Here is an 18915-nt window from a genome sequence, read left to right on the forward strand (position 1 = left end):
TTACGGCATCCGCTGGAAGCGCCTTGCCATGCGCACCGTAAGCGCAGTGGCGTTGCGCAGGCATTCGGCACCGCGGCCGTCGTCGACCGCCAGCGTCGCCAGAAACGGCAAAGACCCGGATGCAGGGGACATCCGGGCCTTCGGGGAGGTCGGCGGGAAACGCGCTTACTTGCAGACCTTGACCGTCTTGAAGATGACATTGCCGTAGTAGTCGTAGGCCTTGACCTTCTTGATGAAGCAGTGCGGCTTGTAGCCGTAGCTGTAGTAGCCGGCCTGCGAGGGGGCGGCGAAGGAGACAGCGGCAACGAGGGCGACGGTGGCGGAAACGATGATCTTGCGCATGGGTCTCTCCTGATCTCTTGTTGGGGATGAGCCTCTCTCATCCGGTGATCAGAAGATCTCACATCGTCCCGCCCGCCGCTGTTTCGCAGGAAACAGGCGGGCGCGGCCCCGAAATCAGAAGCGGGCGCCGGCGAAATGGGCGATCTGCGCGCCGAGTTCGTAATAGCCCTCGCGCATCGAGCGGAAGGACTGCGCCTCGGGCGCGCTCACCGGCAGCGGCAGGTCCGTCTCGGCGATCTCACCGGAAATGAGCTCCGCCAGCGTGCGGCCGAAGACCGTGCCGGGCGCGATGCCGCGGCCGTTGTAGCCGGAAAAGCCGATGACGTTCTCGGCAAGGCGGTGGAAGCGCGGCAGGTTGTCCGTCGTCATGCCGATCTTGCCGTACCATTCCGCCTCGAAGGGGACATCGCCGATCGCAGGGAAGAGCTTTTTCAGCGCGCGCCGCGCCCAGGCCTTGTGGATGCCGGTGCCCGTGCCGCGCAGCGCGCCGACGCTGCCGAACACCAGCCGGCCGCGCTTGTCGAAGCGGAAGGAGGAGAGCACGTCCTTCGTGTCCCAGGCACCCTGCCGCTCCGGCAGGATCTTTGCCTGCATCTCGGGCGAAAGCGGCGCGGTGGCGAAGTTGAAATAGGGCAGGTGCACGAGCTCGCTGCGCACCTCGTTCCAGGGCGCCACCGTATAGGCATTGGTGGCGACGACCACCCAGTCCGCCGTGACGGAGCCGCGCGCGGTCTTCACCGTCCACCGTTTTCCCGTCCGCTCCGCGCCCGTCACCGGGCTTGCCGTGAAGACCGCAGCGCCGGCCGCAATCGCCGCGCGGGCAAGGCCGCGCGCATAGGCGAGCGGCTGGATCGTGCCGGCGCGCAGGTCGAGGAGCGAGCCCGCATAGGCCTCCGTGCCCACCTTCGCCGCCGTCTCGGCCGCGTCCAGCAGGCGAACCGGCGCGCCACGGCGGGCCCATTGCTCGGCGCGCTGCTTCAGTTCGTCGAGACCGGATTGGCCGACGGCGCAATGCAGCGTGCCGGCCGGGTTGATCTCGCAATCGATCGCATGCTTTTCGACGAGGTCGAACACGGCACGCGGCGCATTGCCGAGAAGTTCCAGCAGCCGGCTGCCGTACAGGTCGCCGAGCACGCCGGGCAGTTCGTCGGGCATCACCCACATGCCGGCATTGACGAGGCCGACATTGCGGCCCGAGCCGCCGTAGCCGATCTCCGCCCCTTCGAGCAGGATGACCCGCGTGCCGCGCTCGGCCAGATGCAGCGCCGTCGAGAAACCGGTATACCCGCCGCCGACGATGACGACATCCGCCTCCGCCCTGCCGGAAAAGGCGACGGTTTCGGGGGCGGGCGGAGCGGTCATCTCCCAAAGGCCATGGGAGCGCGGGTCGTTGAGCATGGGCGTCAGTCTTTTCCGGAGGAGGAGGATTTCTCGCCGCACAATCGGCCATGCGGCCCGACGACTAAAGCAAAAAATGAGAACGGGGTCATGCCCCCGCCGCATGATCGGCCGCGAAAATCCTATGCCGGGACCTGCCGGGAAATCCAGGCGCGAAACGCCTGGCTCAGCGGATTTTCGAGCTTTCCTTCCGGCACGACGAGATAATAGCTGTTCTCCGTCTCCATCGGCCGGTCGAAGACGACGGCGAGCCGGCCGCTCGCCAGCTCCTGCTCGATCAGGTAATGCGGCAGCAGCGCGAAGCCGAGCCCCGCGACGGCCGTCTCGATGACCATGGAGAACTGGTCGAAGCGATGGCCACGATAGGCCGTATCCGCCGAACCGCCGTTCAGCTCGAACCATTGCGCCCAGAGCTTCGGGCGCGTCGCAAGATGCAGGAGCGGCGCCCGCTCCAGGTCCTTCGGCTCGGCAAGGTTCCAGGATTTCACCAGCTCCGGGCTTGCCGCGGGGAGAATGACCTCGCTGCACAGATAGGTACAGGCCGCCCGCGCCCAGACCGGCTGGCCGTAGTGGATCGCGAGGTCGAAATTCTCCTCGTCGAAATCGAACGGCGCCGAGCGCGAGGCGATGTTGATGATCGTGCCGGGATTTTCCGCAAGGAAGCCCGGAATGCGCGGCGTCAGCCAGCGGCTGCCGAAGGTCGGCAGCGTCGCGATGGAAAGGCTGTGCTCGGAGGAGGCCGATGCCATGGCGCGCAGCATGGTCTCCTCCGTCTGGTGCAGCAGCTTGCGCACTTCCGGCAGGAAACGGCGGCCATCGTCGGAGAGCACCACGCGCTGGCGCACGCGCTCGAACAGCAGCACGCCCAGCTGTTCCTCAAGGTCCTTGATCTGGCGGCTGACGGCGCTCTGGGTGAGGTTCAGCTCATGGGCCGCCTGCGTGAAGCTGCCGTGGCGCGCGGCGCATTCGAACGCCTGCAGCGTGGTGACGTCGGGGATCAGCCTTCGACTGAGCTTCATTCTTTCCTCGCATCAACATAGTCAGAACGGTCGCAATCGCGGCAAGAAACGATCCGGTATGATCCGTTTTGAGAATGATCAGGGCCTCCCACCCTTCTAAAGCAATTCCAGGAAAAGTGTGAAGCGGTTTTCCATGCGGAATTGCGCAACATCGAGATGAGACCGCTCGCCATGAAAGCAAATTCGCACGTTTCCGCCGACAAGATCCGCGCGGACTTCTCCGCCGCGATGTCCGCCATGTACCGCAACGAGGTTCCCGCCTATGGCACGCTGATGTCGCTGGTGGCCGAGGTGAACGCCGAGACGCTTGCCGCCGACCCCGTCCTCAGGGAGCGCCTGGAGGCGACCGACACGCTGGAGCGCATCTCCGAGGAACGTCATGGCGCCATCCGCCTCGGCACGCCGGGCGAGCTTTCCATGATGCGCCGCGTCTTCGCCGTCATGGGCATGTTCCCGGTCGGCTACTACGACCTCTCCACCGCCGGCGTTCCCGTGCACTCCACCGCCTTCCGCCCGGTCGGCGCCGAAAGCCTCAGCCGCAACCCCTTCCGCGTCTTCACCTCGCTGCTGCGCCTCGATCTCATCGCCGACGAAAAACTGCGTGAAGAAGCGGCCGACGTGCTCGCCGCGCGAAAGATCTTCACCGACGAGGCCGTCAGGCTCGTCGAGAAGGCCGAACGTGACGGCGGCCTCGATGAAACCGATGCCGCCCGTTTCGTCAGCGAAGTGCTGGAAACCTTCCGCTGGCACGACCAGGCCATCGTCAGCGCCGACATGTACAGGCGCCTGCACGACGCGCATCGCCTGATCGCCGACGTCGTCTCCTTCAAGGGTCCGCACATCAACCACCTGACACCGCGCACGCTCGACATCGACAAGGTACAGGCCCGCATGCCGGAAGAGGGCATCGCCCCGAAGGCCGTCGTCGAGGGCCCGCCGACCCGCACCTGCCCGATCCTCCTGCGCCAGACCTCGTTCAAGGCGCTGGAGGAGGCCGTCTCCTACATCGGCGCCGATGGCGCCTGGCAGCAAGGCTCCCACACGGCCCGCTTCGGCGAGATCGAGCAGCGCGGCGTGGCGCTGACGCCGAAGGGCCGCGCGCTCTACGACAGGCTGCTCACCGAGACGCGCGCCCGCGTGCGCCCGGCCGCCGACGGCTCCAATGCCGCCGAATACGAGGCCGCGCTTGCCGACGTCTTCAAGGCTTTCCCGGATGACTGGGACGGCATCCGCAAGGCGGGCCTCGGCTATTTCACCTATTGCCTGACGGAGAAGGGCAAGGCCGTCACCGGCCGCAACACCGATCTCGAAACGGCGATCGAAGCCGGTCTCATCCGCTTCGACCCGATCGTCTACGAGGATTTCCTGCCGGTCAGCGCCGCGGGCATCTTCCAGTCGAATCTCGGCGACGACGCGACCCAGGACTTCGTCGCCAGCCCGAACCAGGTGATGTTCGAGCGCGATCTCGGCCATGCCGTCCTCGACGAATTCGCCCACTATGCCGCCATCCAGCGCGCGTCGCTTGAAATGTGCCTCGGCATCGTCAACATGGCTGCCGCTGCGGAGTGACGGAAGAGCGCATGATCGAGGCACGCCATATCGAAGCGCTGAAGGCCCTTGCCGGCGAGAAGGGTCTTCTCACCGAAGAAGCCGACATGGCCGCCTACGAGACCGGCGCGCGCTACGACAGGGGCCGCGCCGCCTTCGTCGCCCGCCCGGCCACGACGGCGGAGGCCTCCGCCATCATCTCCTATTGCGTGCGGAACGCCATCGCGCTCGTGCCGCAGTCCGGCAATACCGGCCTCGTCTCCGGCTCGACGCCCGACGGGAGCGGCCGACAGGGCGTGCTCAGCCTCGACCGCCTGACCGCCCCCTTCGACCTCGACCGGGTGAACCGCTCGGTCAGGGCCGGGGCGGGCCTGCGCCTTTCCGACCTCAACGGCAAGCTGGAAGACAGCGGCCTCTTCTTCCCGATCGACCTCGGCGCCGACCCGCGCCTCGGCGGCATGATCGCGACGAACACCGGCGGCTCGCGGTTCCTGCGCTACGGCGACGTGCGCCGCAATATTCTCGGCCTCACCGTGGTGCTCGCCGACGAGGCCGGCACCGTGCTCGACCTCTCCTCGGACCTGCGCAAGAACAATACCGGCGTCGACTGGAAACAGCTCTTCATCGGCACGTCGGGCGCCTTCGGCGTCGTCACCGAATGCGTGCTGAACCTCGAACCCGCCCCGAAACAGTCCGCCACCGCCCTGCTCGTGCCCGCCTCGGCAGACCAGGTCGCGACGCTGCTCGTCGCCATGGAAGACGCGCTCGGCAGCTATCTCTCGGCCTTCGAGGGCATGTCCGGCAATGCGGTCGCCGCCGCGCTCGATCATGTGCCGTCGCTGCGCAATCCCTTCCAGGGCGGCGTGGTGCCCGACTTCGTCATCCTCGCGGAAATCTCCCGCTCCACTCCGCCGCGCGCGGGCGAGCAGCCGCTCGACGCGGTGCTGGAAGAGGTGCTCGCCGCGATCTGGGAGCGCGAGGGCGCACCGCTCGCCGACGCCTTCGTCGGCCCGCCGCACGAGATCTGGGCGCTGCGCCATGCGCTCTCGGAGGGCGTGAAGCATCGCGGGCGATTGATCGCCTTCGATCTGTCCTTCCGCCGGGGTGACATCATGCCCTTCCTCGCCCATATGAAGGCGGAAATGCCTGATCACTTCGAGGACGTCACGATCTGCGACTTCGGCCATATCGGCGACGGCGGCGTGCATTTCAACCTGGTCGTCGCGAAGGACGATCCGCGGCTTGCCGATTCCGATTTCGAAGCGGACCTGCGCGAATGGGTCTTCACCGTCGCGGTCGAGCAATTCGGCGGCAGCTTCAGCGCGGAACACGCCATCGGCCGCAAGAACCAGGCCTTCTACGACAGATACACCCCGGAAAAGCTCCGCGCGCTTGCGGCCGGGCTGAAAACCATCACCTCGCCGGGCCCGCTCGGCACCATCACATTCTAAAAACAGACAGGGAGACACCCCATGACGAAAGTCGACGTGAAACAGGAAACCGAAACCCTTCTCGACAAGCTCGGCGTCGCGCGCAGCGCCTGGCAGGGCGGCGACATGGCCTCCTACAGCCCGGTCACCGGCGAGGAGATCGGCAAGCTGAAGACCGTTTCGGCCGCCGAGGCCGACAAGGCGATCGACGCCGCCCACGACGCCTTCAAGGCCTGGCGTCTCGTTCCCGCACCGAAGCGCGGCGAGCTCGTCCGCCTGCTCGGCGAGGAACTGCGCGCCGCCAAGGCCGATCTCGGCCGCCTCGTCTCCATCGAGGCCGGCAAGATCACCTCCGAAGGCCTCGGCGAAGTGCAGGAAATGATCGACATCTGCGATTTCGCCGTCGGCCTCTCCCGCCAGCTCTACGGCCTGACGATCGCCACCGAACGCCCCGGCCACCGCATGATGGAGACCTGGCACCCGCTCGGCGTCGTCGGCATCATCTCGGCCTTCAACTTCCCGGTCGCCGTCTGGTCGTGGAACGCCGCGCTGGCGCTGGTCGCCGGCAATTCCATCGTCTGGAAGCCGTCCGAAAAGACCCCGCTGACCGCCCTTGCATCGCAGGCGATCTTCGAGCGCGCCCTCGCCCGTTTCGGCGACGCCCCGGCGAACCTGTCGCAGGTCCTCATCGGCGACCGCGCCATCGGCGAAGCCCTCGTCGACAATCCCAAGGTCGCGCTCGTCTCGGCCACCGGCTCCACCCGCATGGGCAAGGAAGTCGGCCCGCGTCTTGCCAAGCGCTTTGCCCGTTCGATCCTCGAACTCGGCGGCAACAACGCCGGCATCGTCTGCCCCTCGGCCGACCTCGACATGGCGCTGCGCGCGATTGCCTTCGGCGCCATGGGCACCGCCGGCCAGCGCTGCACGACGCTGCGCCGCCTCTTCGTGCATGACAGCGTCTACGACCAGCTCGTGCCGCGCCTGAAGAAGGCCTATACCAGCGTTTCCGTCGGCAACCCGCTGGAAACCTCGGCGCTCGTCGGCCCGCTCGTCGACAAGCAGGCCTTCGACGGCATGCAGAAGGCGCTGGCAGCAGCCAAGGCCGAAGGCGGTTCCGTCACCGGCGGCGAACGCGTCGCGGAAGCCGGAAAGGACACGGCCTACTACGTCAAGCCCGCCATCGTCGAAATGCCGAAGCAGGCCGGCCCGGTTCTCGAAGAGACCTTCGCGCCGATCCTCTATGTCATGAAGTATTCCGACTTCGACGCCGTCCTGGACGATCACAACGCCGTTTCGGCCGGCCTCTCCTCGTCGATCTTCACGCTGAACATGCAGGAAGCCGAGCGCTTCCTCGCCGCCGACGGCTCGGATTGCGGCATCGCCAATGTCAATATCGGCACTTCGGGCGCGGAAATCGGCGGCGCGTTTGGCGGCGAGAAGGAAACCGGCGGCGGCCGCGAGAGCGGCTCCGACGCGTGGAAGGCCTATATGCGCCGCGCCACCAACACGGTGAACTATTCGAAGGCCCTGCCGCTCGCCCAGGGCGTCTCCTTCGACATCGAGTAGGCCGTGATGGATAACCGGACCAAGACAGAGGAGGCGGGCTTCACGCCCGCCTCGCGCATCGCCGCCATCGGCGTCTCGAAAATCCTGCAGATCGGCGCCCGCGCCGCTGCAATGAAGAAGGACGGCCTGCCGGTCATCATCCTCGGCGCCGGCGAGCCGGACTTCGACACGCCGGACAATGTCAAGGCCGCCGCCAAGGCCGCCATCGACCGCGGCGAGACGAAATACACCGCGCTCGACGGCACGCCGGAGCTGAAGAAGGCGATCTCCGAGAAATTCCGCCGCGAGAACGATGTCGACTATGCGCTCGACGAGATCACCGTCGCGACGGGCGCCAAGCAGATCCTGTTCAACGCCTTCATGGCGACGATCGATCCGGGCGACGAGGTGATCATTCCGACGCCCTACTGGACCTCCTATTCCGACATCGTGGAGATCTGCGGCGGCGTGCCGGTGCTGATCCCCTGCGACGCCGAGGCCGGTTTCCGCCTGAAGGCCGAGCAGCTCGAAAGGGCGATCACGCCGAAGACACGCTGGGTGCTGTTCAACTCGCCGTCGAACCCGTCGGGCGCCGCCTATGGCGAGGCCGACTACCGCCCGCTCCTCGACGTGCTGCTGAGACACCCGCATGTCTGGCTGATGGTCGACGACATGTACGAACACATCGTCTACGATGGATTCAGGTTCGTCACCCCCGTCGCCATCGAACCGCGCCTGAAGAACCGCGCGCTGACGATCAACGGCGTCTCCAAGGCCTATGCCATGACCGGCTGGCGCATCGGCTATGCCGGCGGCCCGAAGGCGCTGATCAAGGCCATGGCCGTGATCCAGAGCCAGGCGACCTCCTGCCCGTCCTCGGTCAGCCAGGCCGCCTCGGTCGAGGCGCTCACCGGCCCGCAGGATTTCCTCAAGGACCGTCAGGCGAGCTTCAAGCGCCGCCGCGACCTCGTCGTCTCGGCGCTGAACGCCATCCCCGGCCTTGCCTGCCGCACCCCGGAAGGCGCCTTCTACACCTTCGCCGGCTGCGCGGGCGTGATCGGCAAGGTGACGCCGAAGGGCAGGCGCATCGAAGCCGACAGCGACTTCACGGACTATCTCCTGGAAGACGCCCATGTCGCCGTCGTGCCCGGCTCGGCCTTCGGCCTTTCCCCCTATTTCCGCATCTCCTGCGCCACGTCGGAAGCGGAACTGACGGAAGCGCTGAAGCGCATCGCGGACGCCTGCGCAAAGCTCGCCTGAGCCGCGCCACCAATCGGGCAAAAGAAAAGGGGCCTCGAAAGAGGCCCCATTTTTATGGATCCGCGCCTTGTGGCGTTCTCTACTTCCCCGCGGCCGAGCCACAGATGCGAAAACGCCCCGGTCCGAACCGGGGCGTTTGAGGGGTCTGGAAGGTCAGGCGGCGCGGGCGCCGTGGTGTTCCTGGGCGTAGTAGTGACCGAAACGGTTGGCGAGGAAGGTGTCGAGGGCGATTTCCTCCTGGCGGACGAAACCCTCGGCGCGCAGCGAACCGTCGGCGAGCATGTCGAGCACGGCGCAGATCGAGCCGGCCGTGGTGATCTGGATGGCGGAATGCAGGACGCCGGCAACCGGGGCGCTGTAGACCTTGTTGGCGTAGGTTTCCTGGATCAGGCGACCGCCCTTGCGGCCCGAGACGGTCACGAAGATGATGACGACGTCCTGCGTGGTGGTCGGCAGGGCGTTTTCAAAAATGTCCTTGAGGACTTCGCGGCGGTGGCGCAGGCCGAGATCGTTGAGCAGCGCCTTCATGATGGCAGCGTGTCCGGGATAGCGGATCGTCTTGTAGTTCAGCGTGCGGACCTTGCCCTTCAGCGATTCGCAGAGCGTGCCGAGGCCGCCGGAGGTGTTGAAGGCCTCGTAGGTGACGCCGTCGAGCGAGAATTCCTCGCGCTCTTCGAGGGCCGGAACCTCGATCAGCGCGCTTTCGACGATGGCTTCGCAGGGCTCGATATATTCGTTGATGACGCCGTCCGTGCTCCAGGTGAGATTGTAGTTCAGGGCATTGGACGGGTACTGCGGCAGGGCGCCGACACGCATGCGCACGCTTTCGAGCGAATCGAAGCGGCTGGCGAGGTCGTTGGCGACAATCGAGATGAAGCCCGGTGCAAGGCCGCACTGCGGGATGAAGGCCGTCTTGGCGTTTTCCGCGATGCGCTTGACCTGGCGGGTGGATTCGACGTCTTCCGTGAGGTCGAGATAGTGCAGGCCCGCATCGGCGGCAGCTTCCGCGATGGCGACGGTCAGGTGGTAGGGCGCGGCGGAGAGAACGGCGAACTTGCCGGCGAGAAGGGCGCGCAGGGCAGAGCCGTCGGCAATGTCGACGACGGCGGTCGAAACGGCAGGGTGGCGCTCGATGGCGGCGAGCTGCTCGTCCGAACGGTCGGCGACGGTGACGCGGTAATCCCCGCTGTGAGCCAGCATGCGGGCGATGGTCGAGCCGATCTTGCCTGCGCCGATGACGACGATGTCCTTCATGTGATTTCCCTCCGGCATGAATTGATGCACTAATTTTGAGGGCGATGGGTGTCGATTTAAAGCGCCATATCCGGCATAATACATCATCGATATCGGCAGAATGACGGTGAAAATGAGCATTTCGACGCTAGGAGCCAAAGATCGCGAACTTCTCGCCATCCTCAGCGAGAACGCCCGCGAACAGACCGCGACGATCGCCCGCAAACTGGGTCTTTCCCGCACGACCGTGCAGGCGAAGATCGACCGGCTGGAGCGGGACGGGGTGATCGCCGGCTACGGCGTCAAGCTCTCGGATGCCTATGAGAGCGGCATGGTGAAGGCGCATGTGCTGATCACCATCGCGCCCAAGACGCTGGCGCGCATCACCACGGAGCTGCACGCCATCTCGGCCGTGCGCACGCTGCATTCGGTGAGCGGCAGTTTCGACCTGATCGCCGTGGTCGAGGCGGCATCGATCGCCGAACTCGACCACCTGATCGACCGCATCGGCGCGATCGACGGGGTGGAGCGCACGCTGTCGTCGATCATCCTGTCGACGCGGATCCGGCGTTAGGAAACAGCACCGGACTGGCGGGACGGCCAATCAGGGCTCACCTTATGCCCTTCGTCCCCGGAGCAAGCCGGGGAGGAATGCTTGTCGTCAAAACACCGCCGTCTTCAGAGGCCGAAGGCATCCTTGAACTGATACCACCACGAACCGATGGTGGAATATTGCGCGCGGAACAGGCGCCCGCCGGGGAAGGGGATCCAGGGCAGCTTTTCGAACTGGCTGAAGCGGGAGAGGTCGCCGTCGATCGCCTCGCTGAGGATGCGGCCGAAAAGGTGCGAGCCGGTCACGCCGTGGCCGCTGTAGCCATGGGCGAAATAGGTGTTCTTGCCGATCTTGCCCATCTGCGGCACGCGCGAGAAGGAGAGGGCGAAATTGCCGCTCCAGGCATAGTCGATCTTCACGCCCTTCAGCGACGGGAAGACCTTTTCGAGGTTCGGGCGGATCTTTGCCCTGACGTCCGCCGGGTCGGTGCCGCCGTAGACGGTGCCGCCGCCGAAGATCATGCGCTTGTCGGCCGACAGGCGGAAATAATCGAGGATATAGCGCACGTCCTCGACGCACATGTCGCTCGGGATCAGCGCGTCGGCGCGCTCGGCGCCGAGCGGTTCGGTGGCGACCATCTGGGTGGAGACCGGCATGACGCGCGAGACGAGCTTCGGCACGACATGGCCGAGATAGGCATTGCCGCAGAGCACGGCGACATTGGCCGTCACGCTGCCCTTCGCCGTGTGGATGACCGGCTTTTCCGCCTCGTGCTCGACGCGGGTGACGGGCGACTGCTCGTAGATCACGCCGCCGAGCGATTCCAGCGCCTTCGCCTCGCCAAGCGTGAGGTTGAGCGGGTGCATGTGGCCGCCGGTCGTATCCAGCATGCCGCCGATATAGGCGTCGGTGTTGACGAGCTTGCGCATCGCCGCCTTGTCGAGCATCTGGTGGTCGTCCATGCCGTAGCTCTTCCACAGGGCCTTCTTGTGTTCGAGGTCCTTCATGTGGGCGGGCGTATAGGCGGCATAGATGTTGCCGGTCTTCAGGTCGCAGTCGATATCGTACTGGGAAACGAGGCGGCGGATGATCTTGCCGCCCTCCTGCACCAGGCCGCCGACGAAGGCGCCGGCCTCAACGCCATAGCGGCGCTTGATCGTGTCGAGGCTGGCATTGAGGCCGTTGACGATCTGGCCGCCATTGCGGCCGGACGCACCCCAGCCGATGCCGGCGCCCTCGACCATCACCACCTTGTAGCCCTTTTCGGCAAGGTGGATGGCGGTCGAAAGGCCGGAATAGCCGGCGCCGAGCACGGCGACGTCGGCTGTCACCGCGCCTTCCAGCACTTTCGGCGTGCGGACGATGTTGCGGGAGGCGGCGTAGTAGCTGTCGGGGTAGGCACCGTTGCCGGCATAGGAGTCTTGCTTGGCCATCAGACGATTTCCAGGTAGGCGCTGAATTCGAAGTCGGTCACCTGTTCGGCGAAACCGGCGATTTCCTGCCGCTTGCAGGCGATCAGCATGGAGCGAAGGTCGGTGTCGAAGATTTCGGAGACGATCGAGCCGTTCTCGAAGGCGGTGACGGCCGAACCCCATTCGCTCGGAATGCGCGGCAGTTGTGAGAGATAGGCCCGGCCCGAGACCGGCGCCGGCGGCTCCCATTTGTTGCGGATGCCGACGAGGGCGGCGCCGAGAATGCCGGCCATGACGAGGTAGGGATTGGCGTCCGCGCCGGCGACGCGATGCTCGATGCGCCGCGCCTTGTTGTTGCCGCCGGGGATGCGGATGGCGGCGGTGCGGTTCTCGTAGCCCCAGGAGATCGAGGTTGGCGCGTGGGTATCGGGGCGCAGGCGCCGGTAGGAATTGTAGTGCGGCGCAAAGAGCAGCGTCGATTCCGCCATGCCGCGCATCAGGCCCGCCACGGCGTGCTTCATGATGTCGGAACCCTCGGGTGTGCCGTCGTCGAAGACGTTGTCGCCCTTCTCGTCGACCAGGCTGAAATGCATGTGCATGCCGCTGCCCGAACGCATGCCGTAGGGCTTTGCCATGAAGGTGGCGGCAAAGCCGTGCTTGCGCGCGACGCCCTTGATGATGCGCTTGAAGAACAGCGCGTCGTCGGCGGCCTTCAACGGATCGTCGGTATGCATCAGGTTGATTTCGAACTGGCCGATGCCGTTTTCCGCGACGGCCGAATCCGCCGGCACGTTCTGCCGCTCACATTCCGCATAGACGTCGGAGAAGAACTGGCCGAAATCGTCGAGTTCGTCGATGGAGAGGATGGCATCGGAATCGAGACGCTTGCCGGTATAGGGCGAGATCGGCGGCTCGGCATGATCGGGCTCGGCGTCGATCAGGTAGAATTCCATCTCCGAGGCGACGACGGGGCGCAGGCCCAATTCGTGATACTGCCGCACGATATGGGCGAGCGCCTGGCGCGGATCGGCGAGGAACGGTTCACCACCCTCCTTGAACAGCCAGAGCGGCACGACGGCCGACGGCTTTAGCGTCCAGTTGACCGGGAGCGCGCCGCGGCCCGTGGGGCTGCAGATGCCGTCCATGTCGCCCGAGGCGAAGACGTGGCTGGAGCCGACGATGTCCTCGCCCCACACGTCCACGCCGACGATGGACAGCGGCATGCGGATACCGCCCTTCAGCACCTTTTCCGCCTGTCCGACGGGCACGCGCTTGCCGCGCAGGATGCCGTTCAGGTCGCAGACTACGGCCTGGATGCTCTCCACGCCGTCGGCATTGATCAGCCAATTGGCATCATTGTTCGCAGTCATGGTTCCCTTCCGTATCACATAATTATTTTTGTGATCACATTTTCAAAATATGCACACTTTCTTGTCGGGGGTCAAGCTGCTAGAACCTGTCACAAAGCATAGGATAGCATCTGGCAGCCTTTCGTGGAGGGATGGATTGGGCAACTTGGCGCTTGAGCCACTGGACCGGCCGGAAGGCATGACGACGCATGAATATGCGCACCGGCGCCTGCGCCAGGCGATCATGGTCGGCTCGATCCGGCCGGGGGAATCGCTGACGATCCGCGGCATCGCCGAAGCGATGGAGAGTAGCCCGACACCGGTGCGCGAGGCGTTGCGCCGCCTCTCGTCGGAAGGCGCGCTGCGCGTGCTCGACAACAGGCGCATCATGGTGCCGCGCATGACGGCGGACCGGTTCAGCGAACTCGTCTCGCTGCGTTCCGTGCTGGAGCAGCATGCCGCGCGCCGGGCGGTGCCGCATATCACGGAGCGCCGGATCGACCGGCTGGAAGAGATCGACAGGGCGCAGGACGAGGCGATCGCCCGCAAGGACAATGCCAATGCCCTGCTCCTGAACCAGGAATTCCATCGCACGCTCTATACCGCCAATCCCGAGCAGGTGATCATGCCGATGGTGGAGAGCATCTGGCTCCAGCTCGGCCCCTTCCTCGGTATCGCCATGGAGCATGTCGCCCAGCTCTATTTCGTCGATCGCCACCAGGAAGCGATCGCCGCGCTGCGCAAGCGCGACGAGGACGCCGTGGCGTCCGCCATCAAGGCCGATATTTCCGAGGGCATCGGCGGCTTCGAACACGCGGCGATCGAAAACCTGCTGCGGCTGGCGGGACAATGACGCGCCTTGCCTTGGCGCGAGCCCGCATGCATTGATGCGCAAACGAAAATCTCCTGGGGCAGGCTCATGAAGACGGATGTCATCGTTCTCGGCGCGGGCGTGGTCGGCATTTCGACCGCGATCCATCTCCTCCGGCGCGGCAAGTCGGTGGTGCTCGTCGACCGCCGCGGCGCGGCGGAAGAAACCTCCTACGGCAATGCCGGCCTGATCCAGCGCGAGGGCGTCTTCCCCTATGGTTTCCCGCATGATTTCGGCGCGCTCTTCCGCTATGCGCTGAACAACACGATCGACGCGCACTACCACCCCTCGGCGATCCCCGGCATCATTCCGTTCCTTGCCCGCTACTGGTGGCATTCCGGCTTCCGCCAGCACCAGAGCATCGCCCATCTCTATGCGCCGCTCATCGAGAACTCGATTTCCGAACATGCCGACCTCATCGCCGCGTCCGGCGCGGACGACCTCATCCGCAAGGACGGCTGGATGAAGGTTTTCCGCACGGAGAAGGAGCGCGACAAGGCCTATGCGGACGCCGAAAAGCTGTCGGCCAATTTCGGCGTCAACCACCAGAAGCTGACGACGCGGGAGGTGGCCGAGGTCGAGCCGTCCATCCGCGCCGAGCTCACCGGCGGCCTGCGCTGGACCGACCCATGGTCGATCCTCGATCCGCAGAGCCTCCTGAAGCGCTACCTCGCCTATTTCCAGTCGCTCGGCGGCGAACTCAAGTCGGGCGATGCAGCGACCATCGAGCATGTGCTGGAAGGTGAAGGCTGGCGCATCGCCACGCCGGAAGGCCCGCTCGAAGGCAAGGAAGTCGTCGTCGCGCTCGGTCCCTGGGCCGATACGGTGACGCGCAAGCTCGGCTACCGCTTCCCGCTCGCCGTCAAGCGCGGCTATCACATGCATTACGGTGCGGAAGAGGGCGCGACGCTCAACAACTGGGTGCTGGATGCCGAGCGCGGCTATTTCCTCGCGCCCATGCAGCGCGGCATCCGCCTCACCACCGGGGCCGAATTCGCCAAGCGCGACACGCGCAAGACGCCGGTGCAGTTGCGCCGGGCCGAAAAGGTGGCGCGGGAATTCTTCCCGCTCGCCGAACGCCGCGACGAGGAGCCCTGGATGGGCGCCCGCCCCTGCACGCCGGACATGATGCCGATCATCGGCAAGGCTCCGCGCCACGCCGGCCTCTGGTTCGCCTTCGGCCACGCCCATCACGGCATGACGCTCGGCCCGATCACCGGCCGCGTGCTGGCGGAAAAGATGCTGGGCGAGCGGACCGTCATCAATATCGGCCCCTATCGCCCCGAGCGTTTCATCGCGTGACCGAAAAGAGGCAGGCAGGCTTTTTGACAGGTCGGGGCCGGCGCTTTCGCCGGCCTTTTGCTTGCCGCCGCCCTCTTGCGCCCCGCCGCAAGCGGGATTATGCCTTGCCTTGCTCTAACGGGGTGCCCGCGGATTTCGATCCGCTGGCTGAGAGGCGGTTTCGCCAACCCGAAGAACCTGATCCGGCTCGTACCGGCGGAGGGATTAGACGGCACATCCAGCGCCCTACTCCCGTTTTGTGAACAGCAAGGAGGCGCGGATGCGCAAGACACTTTTCTCCACCATCGCGGCGCTCGCCGTTTCCCTCGCCCTTCCCGTGCTGGCGCAGGAAAAGACGCTGACCGTCTACACCTATGAGAGCTTCGTCGCCGAATGGGGTCCCGGCCCGAAGGTCAAGGAAGCCTTCGAGAAAACCTGCGGCTGCACCGTCGAATGGGTCGGCGTTGCCGACGGCGTGGAACTCCTGACGCGCCTGAAGCTCGAAGGCGAGGGCACGAAGGCCGACCTGGTGCTCGGCCTCGACACCAACCTGATCACCGAGGCCAAGGCGACCGGCCTCTTCGAGGCGCACGGCCTTTCGCCGGAAGGCCTGACGGTGCCGGGCGGTTTTTCCGACGACACGTTCCTGCCCTACGACTACGGCCATTTCGCCGTCGTCTATGACAGCGAGACGCTCAAGACCCCGCCGACGAGCCTGAAGGAGCTGGTCGAGGGCGACCCGTCGCAAAAAATCGTCATCGAGGACCCGCGCACCTCGACGCCGGGTCTCGGCCTGCTGCTGTGGGTGAAGTCGGTCTATGGCGACGAGGCGGCCGGGGCCTGGGGCAAGCTGAAGGACCGCGTGCTGACGGTGACACCCGGCTGGTCGGAAGCCTACGGCCTCTTCACCAAGGGCGAGGCGCCGATGGTGCTGTCCTACACGACCTCGCCCGCCTACCACGTCATCGCGGAACAGACCGAGCGCTACAAGGCCGCCGCCTTCTCCGAGGGCCACTACGTGCAGATCGAGGTCGCCGGCCTGACGCGCACCGCCGACGACAAGGATCTTGCCCGCCAGTTCCTCACCTTCATGACCGGCCCGGACTTCCAGTCGATCATCCCGGAGACCAACTGGATGATGCCGGCCGCAAAGACGAAGGATCCGCTGCCTGCAGCCTTCGACGCGCTGGTGAAGCCGGAAAAGACCTTCCTGATGTCGTCGGACGAGGTCGCGGCCAACCGCAAGGCCTGGATCGACGAATGGCTGGCGGCGATGAGCGCCAGGTAACGTGATCTTCGCCCGCACTGAGCGACGGACGCTGCGTGTCGCCGGGGGCCTCGCCCTCGGCACCGTGCTCGCCTTCGTCGGTGCGGCGACGGCCGTGCTTCTCGCTCATGCCGGCCCTGGCGCCGGTGCGCCGCTCCTTGATGCCTATATCGGACGCGTCGCGCGGTTCACGCTGCTGCAGGCGACGCTCTCCACGCTGCTGTCCGTCCTGCTCGCCATTCCCGTCGCCCGGGCGCTCGCCCGGCAGCGGGATTTTCCGGGCCGCGTCTGGATCATCCGGCTGTCCGTCGTGCCGCTCGGCCTGCCGGCGCTGGTCGCCGCGCTCGGCGTCATCGAGATCTGGGGCCGGCAGGGCGTCGTCAACGACCTGCTCGGGCTTGCCGGGCTGCAGAACCCGGTCAGCGTCTACGGGCTTGCCGGCATCCTGATCGCCCACGTCTTCTTCAACCTGCCGCTCGCCGCGCGCTTCCTGCTGGCGGCCCTCGACCGCATTCCGGCGGAATACTGGCTGACCTCCGCCAATCTCGGCATGGGCGGCGGCGCGGTGTTCCGGCTGATCGAATGGCCGGTGATCCGGCGGGTCCTGCCGGGCATCGCCGGCCTCGTCTTCATGCTCTGCACGACGAGCTTCACCATCGTGCTGACGCTCGGCGGCGGGCCGGCCGCGACCACGATCGAGGTGGCGATCTACCAGGCGCTGCGCTTCGATTTCGACCCCCAGCGCGCGGTGCTGCTCGCCTTCCTGCAGATCCTCGTCACGGCAAGCCTGCTCTGGCTGATCTCGCTGTTCGCCCGCCCGCCCGAGGAAGGCATGACGGCGGGCCGCGCCATCCGCCGTTTCGACGGCCGCAGGCGGCGCGTCCCCGACGGCCTCGTCATCCTTCTCTTCACCCTCTTCACCGCCGCCCCGCTCGCCGCCACCCTCGTCTCGGGCCTTTCCGCCGATCTCGGCCGGCTGGCGCTCGATCCGCTGCTGCACCGGGCGCTCCTCACCAGCCTTGCCATTTCCTTCGCCTCAGCCTGCCTCAGCCTCGCGATCGCGCTGCCCATCGTGCTCGTGCCGCGGCTTGCCGAAACGGGCGATGCGGGCATCGCGACGCGGCTGATGGGCCGCGCACTGCCGGCGGTCGGTTCGCTCATCCTGCTCGTGCCGCCGGTCGTCGTCGCCACGGGCTGGTTCCTCGTGCTGAGGACCTTCGGCGAGACCGGGCGCTTCGCCCCTGCCGTCATCACCGTCCTCAATGCGCTGATGGCGCTGCCCTTCGTCGTGCGCGTGCTGGAGCCGGCCTATCGCACCCACCTCTCGCGCACCACCCGGCTCGCGCTCAGCCTCGGCGTCACCGGATTGCATCGCCTGCGATGGATCGACCTGCCGGCCCTGAAGAAGCCGCTGCTCACGGCCTTCGCCTTCGCCATGGCGCTGTCGCTCGGCGATCTCGGCGCCGTCGCCATCTTCGGCGCGGAAGGCTTCATCACCCTGCCCTGGCTGCTTTTCTCCCGCATGGCGAGTTATCGCACGGCGGACGCCGCCGGCATCGCGCTGCTGCTCGGCGTGATATGCCTTCTCCTGACGCTGCCCTCGACCACGGCGGAGCGCCCGACCGAAAGACAAAGCGCCGATGCCTGACCTTGCCATCCGCCTCACCGATGTCATCGTGCGCTTCGAGGAGAAGCGGCTTTCCTTCGACTGCGCCATTCCCACCGGTGCCGCAGTCGCCGTGGCCGGCCCCTCGGGCGCAGGAAAATCGACGCTGTTCAACGTCATCGCCGGCTTCCAGGCGCCGGCTTCGGGCGATGTCCGGCTGCTCGGCGAAGACATGGCGGGGCGCGATCCCGCGGAACGGCCGGTCTCGATCATCTTCCAGGACAACAATCTCTTCGCGCATCTGACGATCGCCGACAATGTCGGCCTCGGCATCGATCCGGCGCTGCGGCTGGATGCGCCGGCACGCCAGCGCGTGTTCACGGCGCTCGCGCGCGTCGGCCTCGGCGGCTACGAGCGGCGCCTGCCGGGCTCGCTTTCCGGCGGCGAGCGGCAGCGCGTGGCGCTCGCCCGCGCCCTGGTGCGGCGCCGACCCATCCTCCTGCTCGACGAGCCCTTCGCCGCGCTCGATCCGGCCATGCGGGCGGAGATGGCGAAACTTCTGGCGGAACTGCGCAGCGAGACGAAGAGCACGATGCTCTTCATCACCCACCAGCCGGAGGACATCCGCCGGCTGGCCGACCGGGTGATGTTCCTTGAGGCGGGCGCGATCCTTCTCGATGAGCCCGTCGGCGATTTCCTCTCGCGTCGGGAACCACCGGCCGTTGCAAAATTCCTCGGTCATTCCGCGCTTTAGCGGCGCGACCGGCGGGGCGTTCCGGCGGCACGCCACAATTTGGACGC

General features: G+C 66.2%; 17 protein-coding genes and 1 riboswitch. Of the genes, 10 read left to right on the forward strand and 7 right to left on the reverse strand.

Annotated features, from left to right (window positions below; all coding sequences use genetic code 11):
* From shn_RS37455 to shn_RS19175, 4 genes are all read right to left on the reverse strand, one after another.
* Nucleotides 1–132, reverse strand: a complete 132-nt coding sequence (locus shn_RS37455; protein WP_256388481.1) for a hypothetical protein — start codon at nucleotides 130–132, stop codon at nucleotides 1–3.
* 33 nt (nucleotides 133–165) lie between these two features.
* Nucleotides 166–342, reverse strand: a complete 177-nt coding sequence (locus tag shn_RS36465) for a hypothetical protein (RefSeq protein ID WP_168168930.1) — start codon at nucleotides 340–342, stop codon at nucleotides 166–168.
* Nucleotides 343–456: 114 nt separating this feature from the next.
* Nucleotides 457–1740, reverse strand: a complete 1284-nt coding sequence (locus tag shn_RS19170; protein WP_064331840.1) for an FAD-binding oxidoreductase — start codon at nucleotides 1738–1740, stop codon at nucleotides 457–459.
* Between the two features lie 122 nt (nucleotides 1741–1862).
* Entirely contained in the window at nucleotides 1863–2759 is an 897-nt protein-coding gene (locus shn_RS19175) for a LysR family transcriptional regulator (RefSeq protein WP_064331841.1), read from the reverse strand.
* 171 nt (nucleotides 2760–2930) lie between these two features.
* Between shn_RS19175 and shn_RS19180 the strand changes: the two genes are divergently transcribed.
* The 4 genes from shn_RS19180 to shn_RS19195 are packed head-to-tail and all read left to right on the forward strand — an operon-like array spanning nucleotide 2931 to nucleotide 8542.
* A complete protein-coding gene (locus shn_RS19180; RefSeq protein ID WP_064332700.1) occupies nucleotides 2931–4328 on the forward strand; it encodes a VOC family protein in 1398 nt (465 codons plus the stop codon).
* Between the two features lie 11 nt (nucleotides 4329–4339).
* Nucleotides 4340–5758, forward strand: a complete 1419-nt coding sequence (locus shn_RS19185; protein WP_064331842.1) for an FAD-binding oxidoreductase — start codon at nucleotides 4340–4342, stop codon at nucleotides 5756–5758.
* 21 nt (nucleotides 5759–5779) lie between these two features.
* The gene (locus shn_RS19190) at nucleotides 5780–7303 is read left to right on the forward strand and encodes an aldehyde dehydrogenase family protein (RefSeq protein WP_064331843.1); all 1524 of its coding nucleotides are present in this window, start codon (nucleotides 5780–5782) and stop codon (nucleotides 7301–7303) included.
* 6 nt (nucleotides 7304–7309) lie between these two features.
* Nucleotides 7310–8542 carry a pyridoxal phosphate-dependent aminotransferase gene (locus tag shn_RS19195; RefSeq protein WP_064331844.1) on the forward strand — a complete coding sequence of 411 codons (1233 nt, stop codon included), beginning with the start codon at nucleotides 7310–7312 and terminating at the stop codon, nucleotides 8540–8542.
* A gap of 153 nt (nucleotides 8543–8695) precedes the next feature.
* On the opposite strand, the gene shn_RS19200 is transcribed toward shn_RS19195, so the two are convergent.
* A complete protein-coding gene (locus tag shn_RS19200; protein WP_064331845.1) occupies nucleotides 8696–9796 on the reverse strand; it encodes a saccharopine dehydrogenase family protein in 1101 nt (366 codons plus the stop codon).
* Between the two features lie 112 nt (nucleotides 9797–9908).
* Here shn_RS19200 and shn_RS19205 point away from each other — a divergent pair, with 112 nt between their 5' ends.
* Complete coding sequence (locus shn_RS19205) at nucleotides 9909–10349, forward strand: Lrp/AsnC family transcriptional regulator (RefSeq protein ID WP_206362188.1); 441 nt, start codon at nucleotides 9909–9911, stop codon at nucleotides 10347–10349.
* 104 nt (nucleotides 10350–10453) lie between these two features.
* Here the strand turns inward: shn_RS19205 and shn_RS19210 are convergent, their stop codons facing one another.
* Together shn_RS19210 and shn_RS19215 are read right to left on the reverse strand one after the other, a co-directional pair.
* On the reverse strand, nucleotides 10454–11761 hold the full coding sequence (locus tag shn_RS19210; protein ID WP_206362189.1) for an FAD-binding oxidoreductase: 1308 nt from the start codon (nucleotides 11759–11761) through the stop codon (nucleotides 10454–10456).
* Entirely contained in the window at nucleotides 11761–13110 is a 1350-nt protein-coding gene (locus shn_RS19215; protein ID WP_064331847.1) for a glutamine synthetase family protein, read from the reverse strand. The genes shn_RS19210 and shn_RS19215 overlap by 1 nt, the downstream gene beginning before the upstream one ends.
* Nucleotides 13111–13288: 178 nt before the next feature.
* Between shn_RS19215 and shn_RS19220 the strand changes: the two genes are divergently transcribed.
* From shn_RS19220 to thiQ, 5 genes are all read left to right on the forward strand, one after another.
* Nucleotides 13289–13942, forward strand: a complete 654-nt coding sequence (locus shn_RS19220) for a GntR family transcriptional regulator (protein WP_064332702.1) — start codon at nucleotides 13289–13291, stop codon at nucleotides 13940–13942.
* A 66-nt stretch (nucleotides 13943–14008) separates the two neighbouring features.
* Entirely contained in the window at nucleotides 14009–15262 is a 1254-nt protein-coding gene (locus shn_RS19225; RefSeq protein ID WP_064331848.1) for an FAD-binding oxidoreductase, read from the forward strand.
* A gap of 108 nt (nucleotides 15263–15370) precedes the next feature.
* Nucleotides 15371–15483: riboswitch (TPP riboswitch) on the forward strand.
* Nucleotides 15484–15521: 38 nt separating this feature from the next.
* Nucleotides 15522–16529 (forward strand): thiamine ABC transporter substrate binding subunit, encoded by a 1008-nt coding sequence (gene thiB / locus shn_RS19230; protein ID WP_064331849.1) that lies wholly within the window; start codon nucleotides 15522–15524, stop codon nucleotides 16527–16529.
* A gap of 4 nt (nucleotides 16530–16533) precedes the next feature.
* Nucleotides 16534–18156 (forward strand): thiamine/thiamine pyrophosphate ABC transporter permease, encoded by a 1623-nt coding sequence (thiP, locus tag shn_RS19235; RefSeq protein ID WP_084438345.1) that lies wholly within the window; start codon nucleotides 16534–16536, stop codon nucleotides 18154–18156.
* Entirely contained in the window at nucleotides 18149–18868 is a 720-nt protein-coding gene (gene thiQ / locus shn_RS19240; protein WP_064331851.1) for a thiamine ABC transporter ATP-binding protein, read from the forward strand. Before thiP ends, thiQ begins: the two co-directional genes overlap by 8 nt.
* The last annotated feature ends 47 nt before the right edge of the window (nucleotides 18869–18915 follow it).

The sequence above is a fragment of the Shinella sp. HZN7 genome, from assembly GCF_001652565.1.
Classification (GTDB): domain Bacteria; phylum Pseudomonadota; class Alphaproteobacteria; order Rhizobiales; family Rhizobiaceae; genus Shinella; species Shinella granuli.

Excerpts from the sequence above, each read along its gene's own strand:
- shn_RS19190 (WP_064331843.1), top strand. The coding sequence starts at position 5,780 with ATGACGAAAGTCGACGTGAAACAGGAAACCGAAACCCTTCTCGACAAG.
- shn_RS19195 (WP_064331844.1), top strand. The coding sequence starts at position 7,310 with ATGGATAACCGGACCAAGACAGAGGAGGCGGGCTTCACGCCCGCCTCG.
- shn_RS36465 (WP_168168930.1), bottom strand. The coding sequence starts at position 342 with ATGCGCAAGATCATCGTTTCCGCCACCGTCGCCCTCGTTGCCGCTGTC.
- shn_RS19200 (WP_064331845.1), bottom strand. The coding sequence starts at position 9,796 with ATGAAGGACATCGTCGTCATCGGCGCAGGCAAGATCGGCTCGACCATC.
- shn_RS19175 (WP_064331841.1), bottom strand. The coding sequence starts at position 2,759 with ATGAAGCTCAGTCGAAGGCTGATCCCCGACGTCACCACGCTGCAGGCG.
- shn_RS19210 (WP_206362189.1), bottom strand. The coding sequence starts at position 11,761 with ATGGCCAAGCAAGACTCCTATGCCGGCAACGGTGCCTACCCCGACAGC.
- shn_RS37455 (WP_256388481.1), bottom strand. The coding sequence starts at position 132 with ATGTCCCCTGCATCCGGGTCTTTGCCGTTTCTGGCGACGCTGGCGGTC.
- shn_RS19215 (WP_064331847.1), bottom strand. The coding sequence starts at position 13,110 with ATGACTGCGAACAATGATGCCAATTGGCTGATCAATGCCGACGGCGTG.
- shn_RS19170 (WP_064331840.1), bottom strand. The coding sequence starts at position 1,740 with ATGCTCAACGACCCGCGCTCCCATGGCCTTTGGGAGATGACCGCTCCG.
- shn_RS19205 (WP_206362188.1), top strand. The coding sequence starts at position 9,909 with ATGAGCATTTCGACGCTAGGAGCCAAAGATCGCGAACTTCTCGCCATC.
- thiQ (WP_064331851.1), top strand. The coding sequence starts at position 18,149 with ATGCCTGACCTTGCCATCCGCCTCACCGATGTCATCGTGCGCTTCGAG.
- shn_RS19225 (WP_064331848.1), top strand. The coding sequence starts at position 14,009 with ATGAAGACGGATGTCATCGTTCTCGGCGCGGGCGTGGTCGGCATTTCG.
- shn_RS19180 (WP_064332700.1), top strand. The coding sequence starts at position 2,931 with ATGAAAGCAAATTCGCACGTTTCCGCCGACAAGATCCGCGCGGACTTC.
- shn_RS19185 (WP_064331842.1), top strand. The coding sequence starts at position 4,340 with ATGATCGAGGCACGCCATATCGAAGCGCTGAAGGCCCTTGCCGGCGAG.
- shn_RS19220 (WP_064332702.1), top strand. The coding sequence starts at position 13,289 with ATGACGACGCATGAATATGCGCACCGGCGCCTGCGCCAGGCGATCATG.
- thiB (WP_064331849.1), top strand. The coding sequence starts at position 15,522 with ATGCGCAAGACACTTTTCTCCACCATCGCGGCGCTCGCCGTTTCCCTC.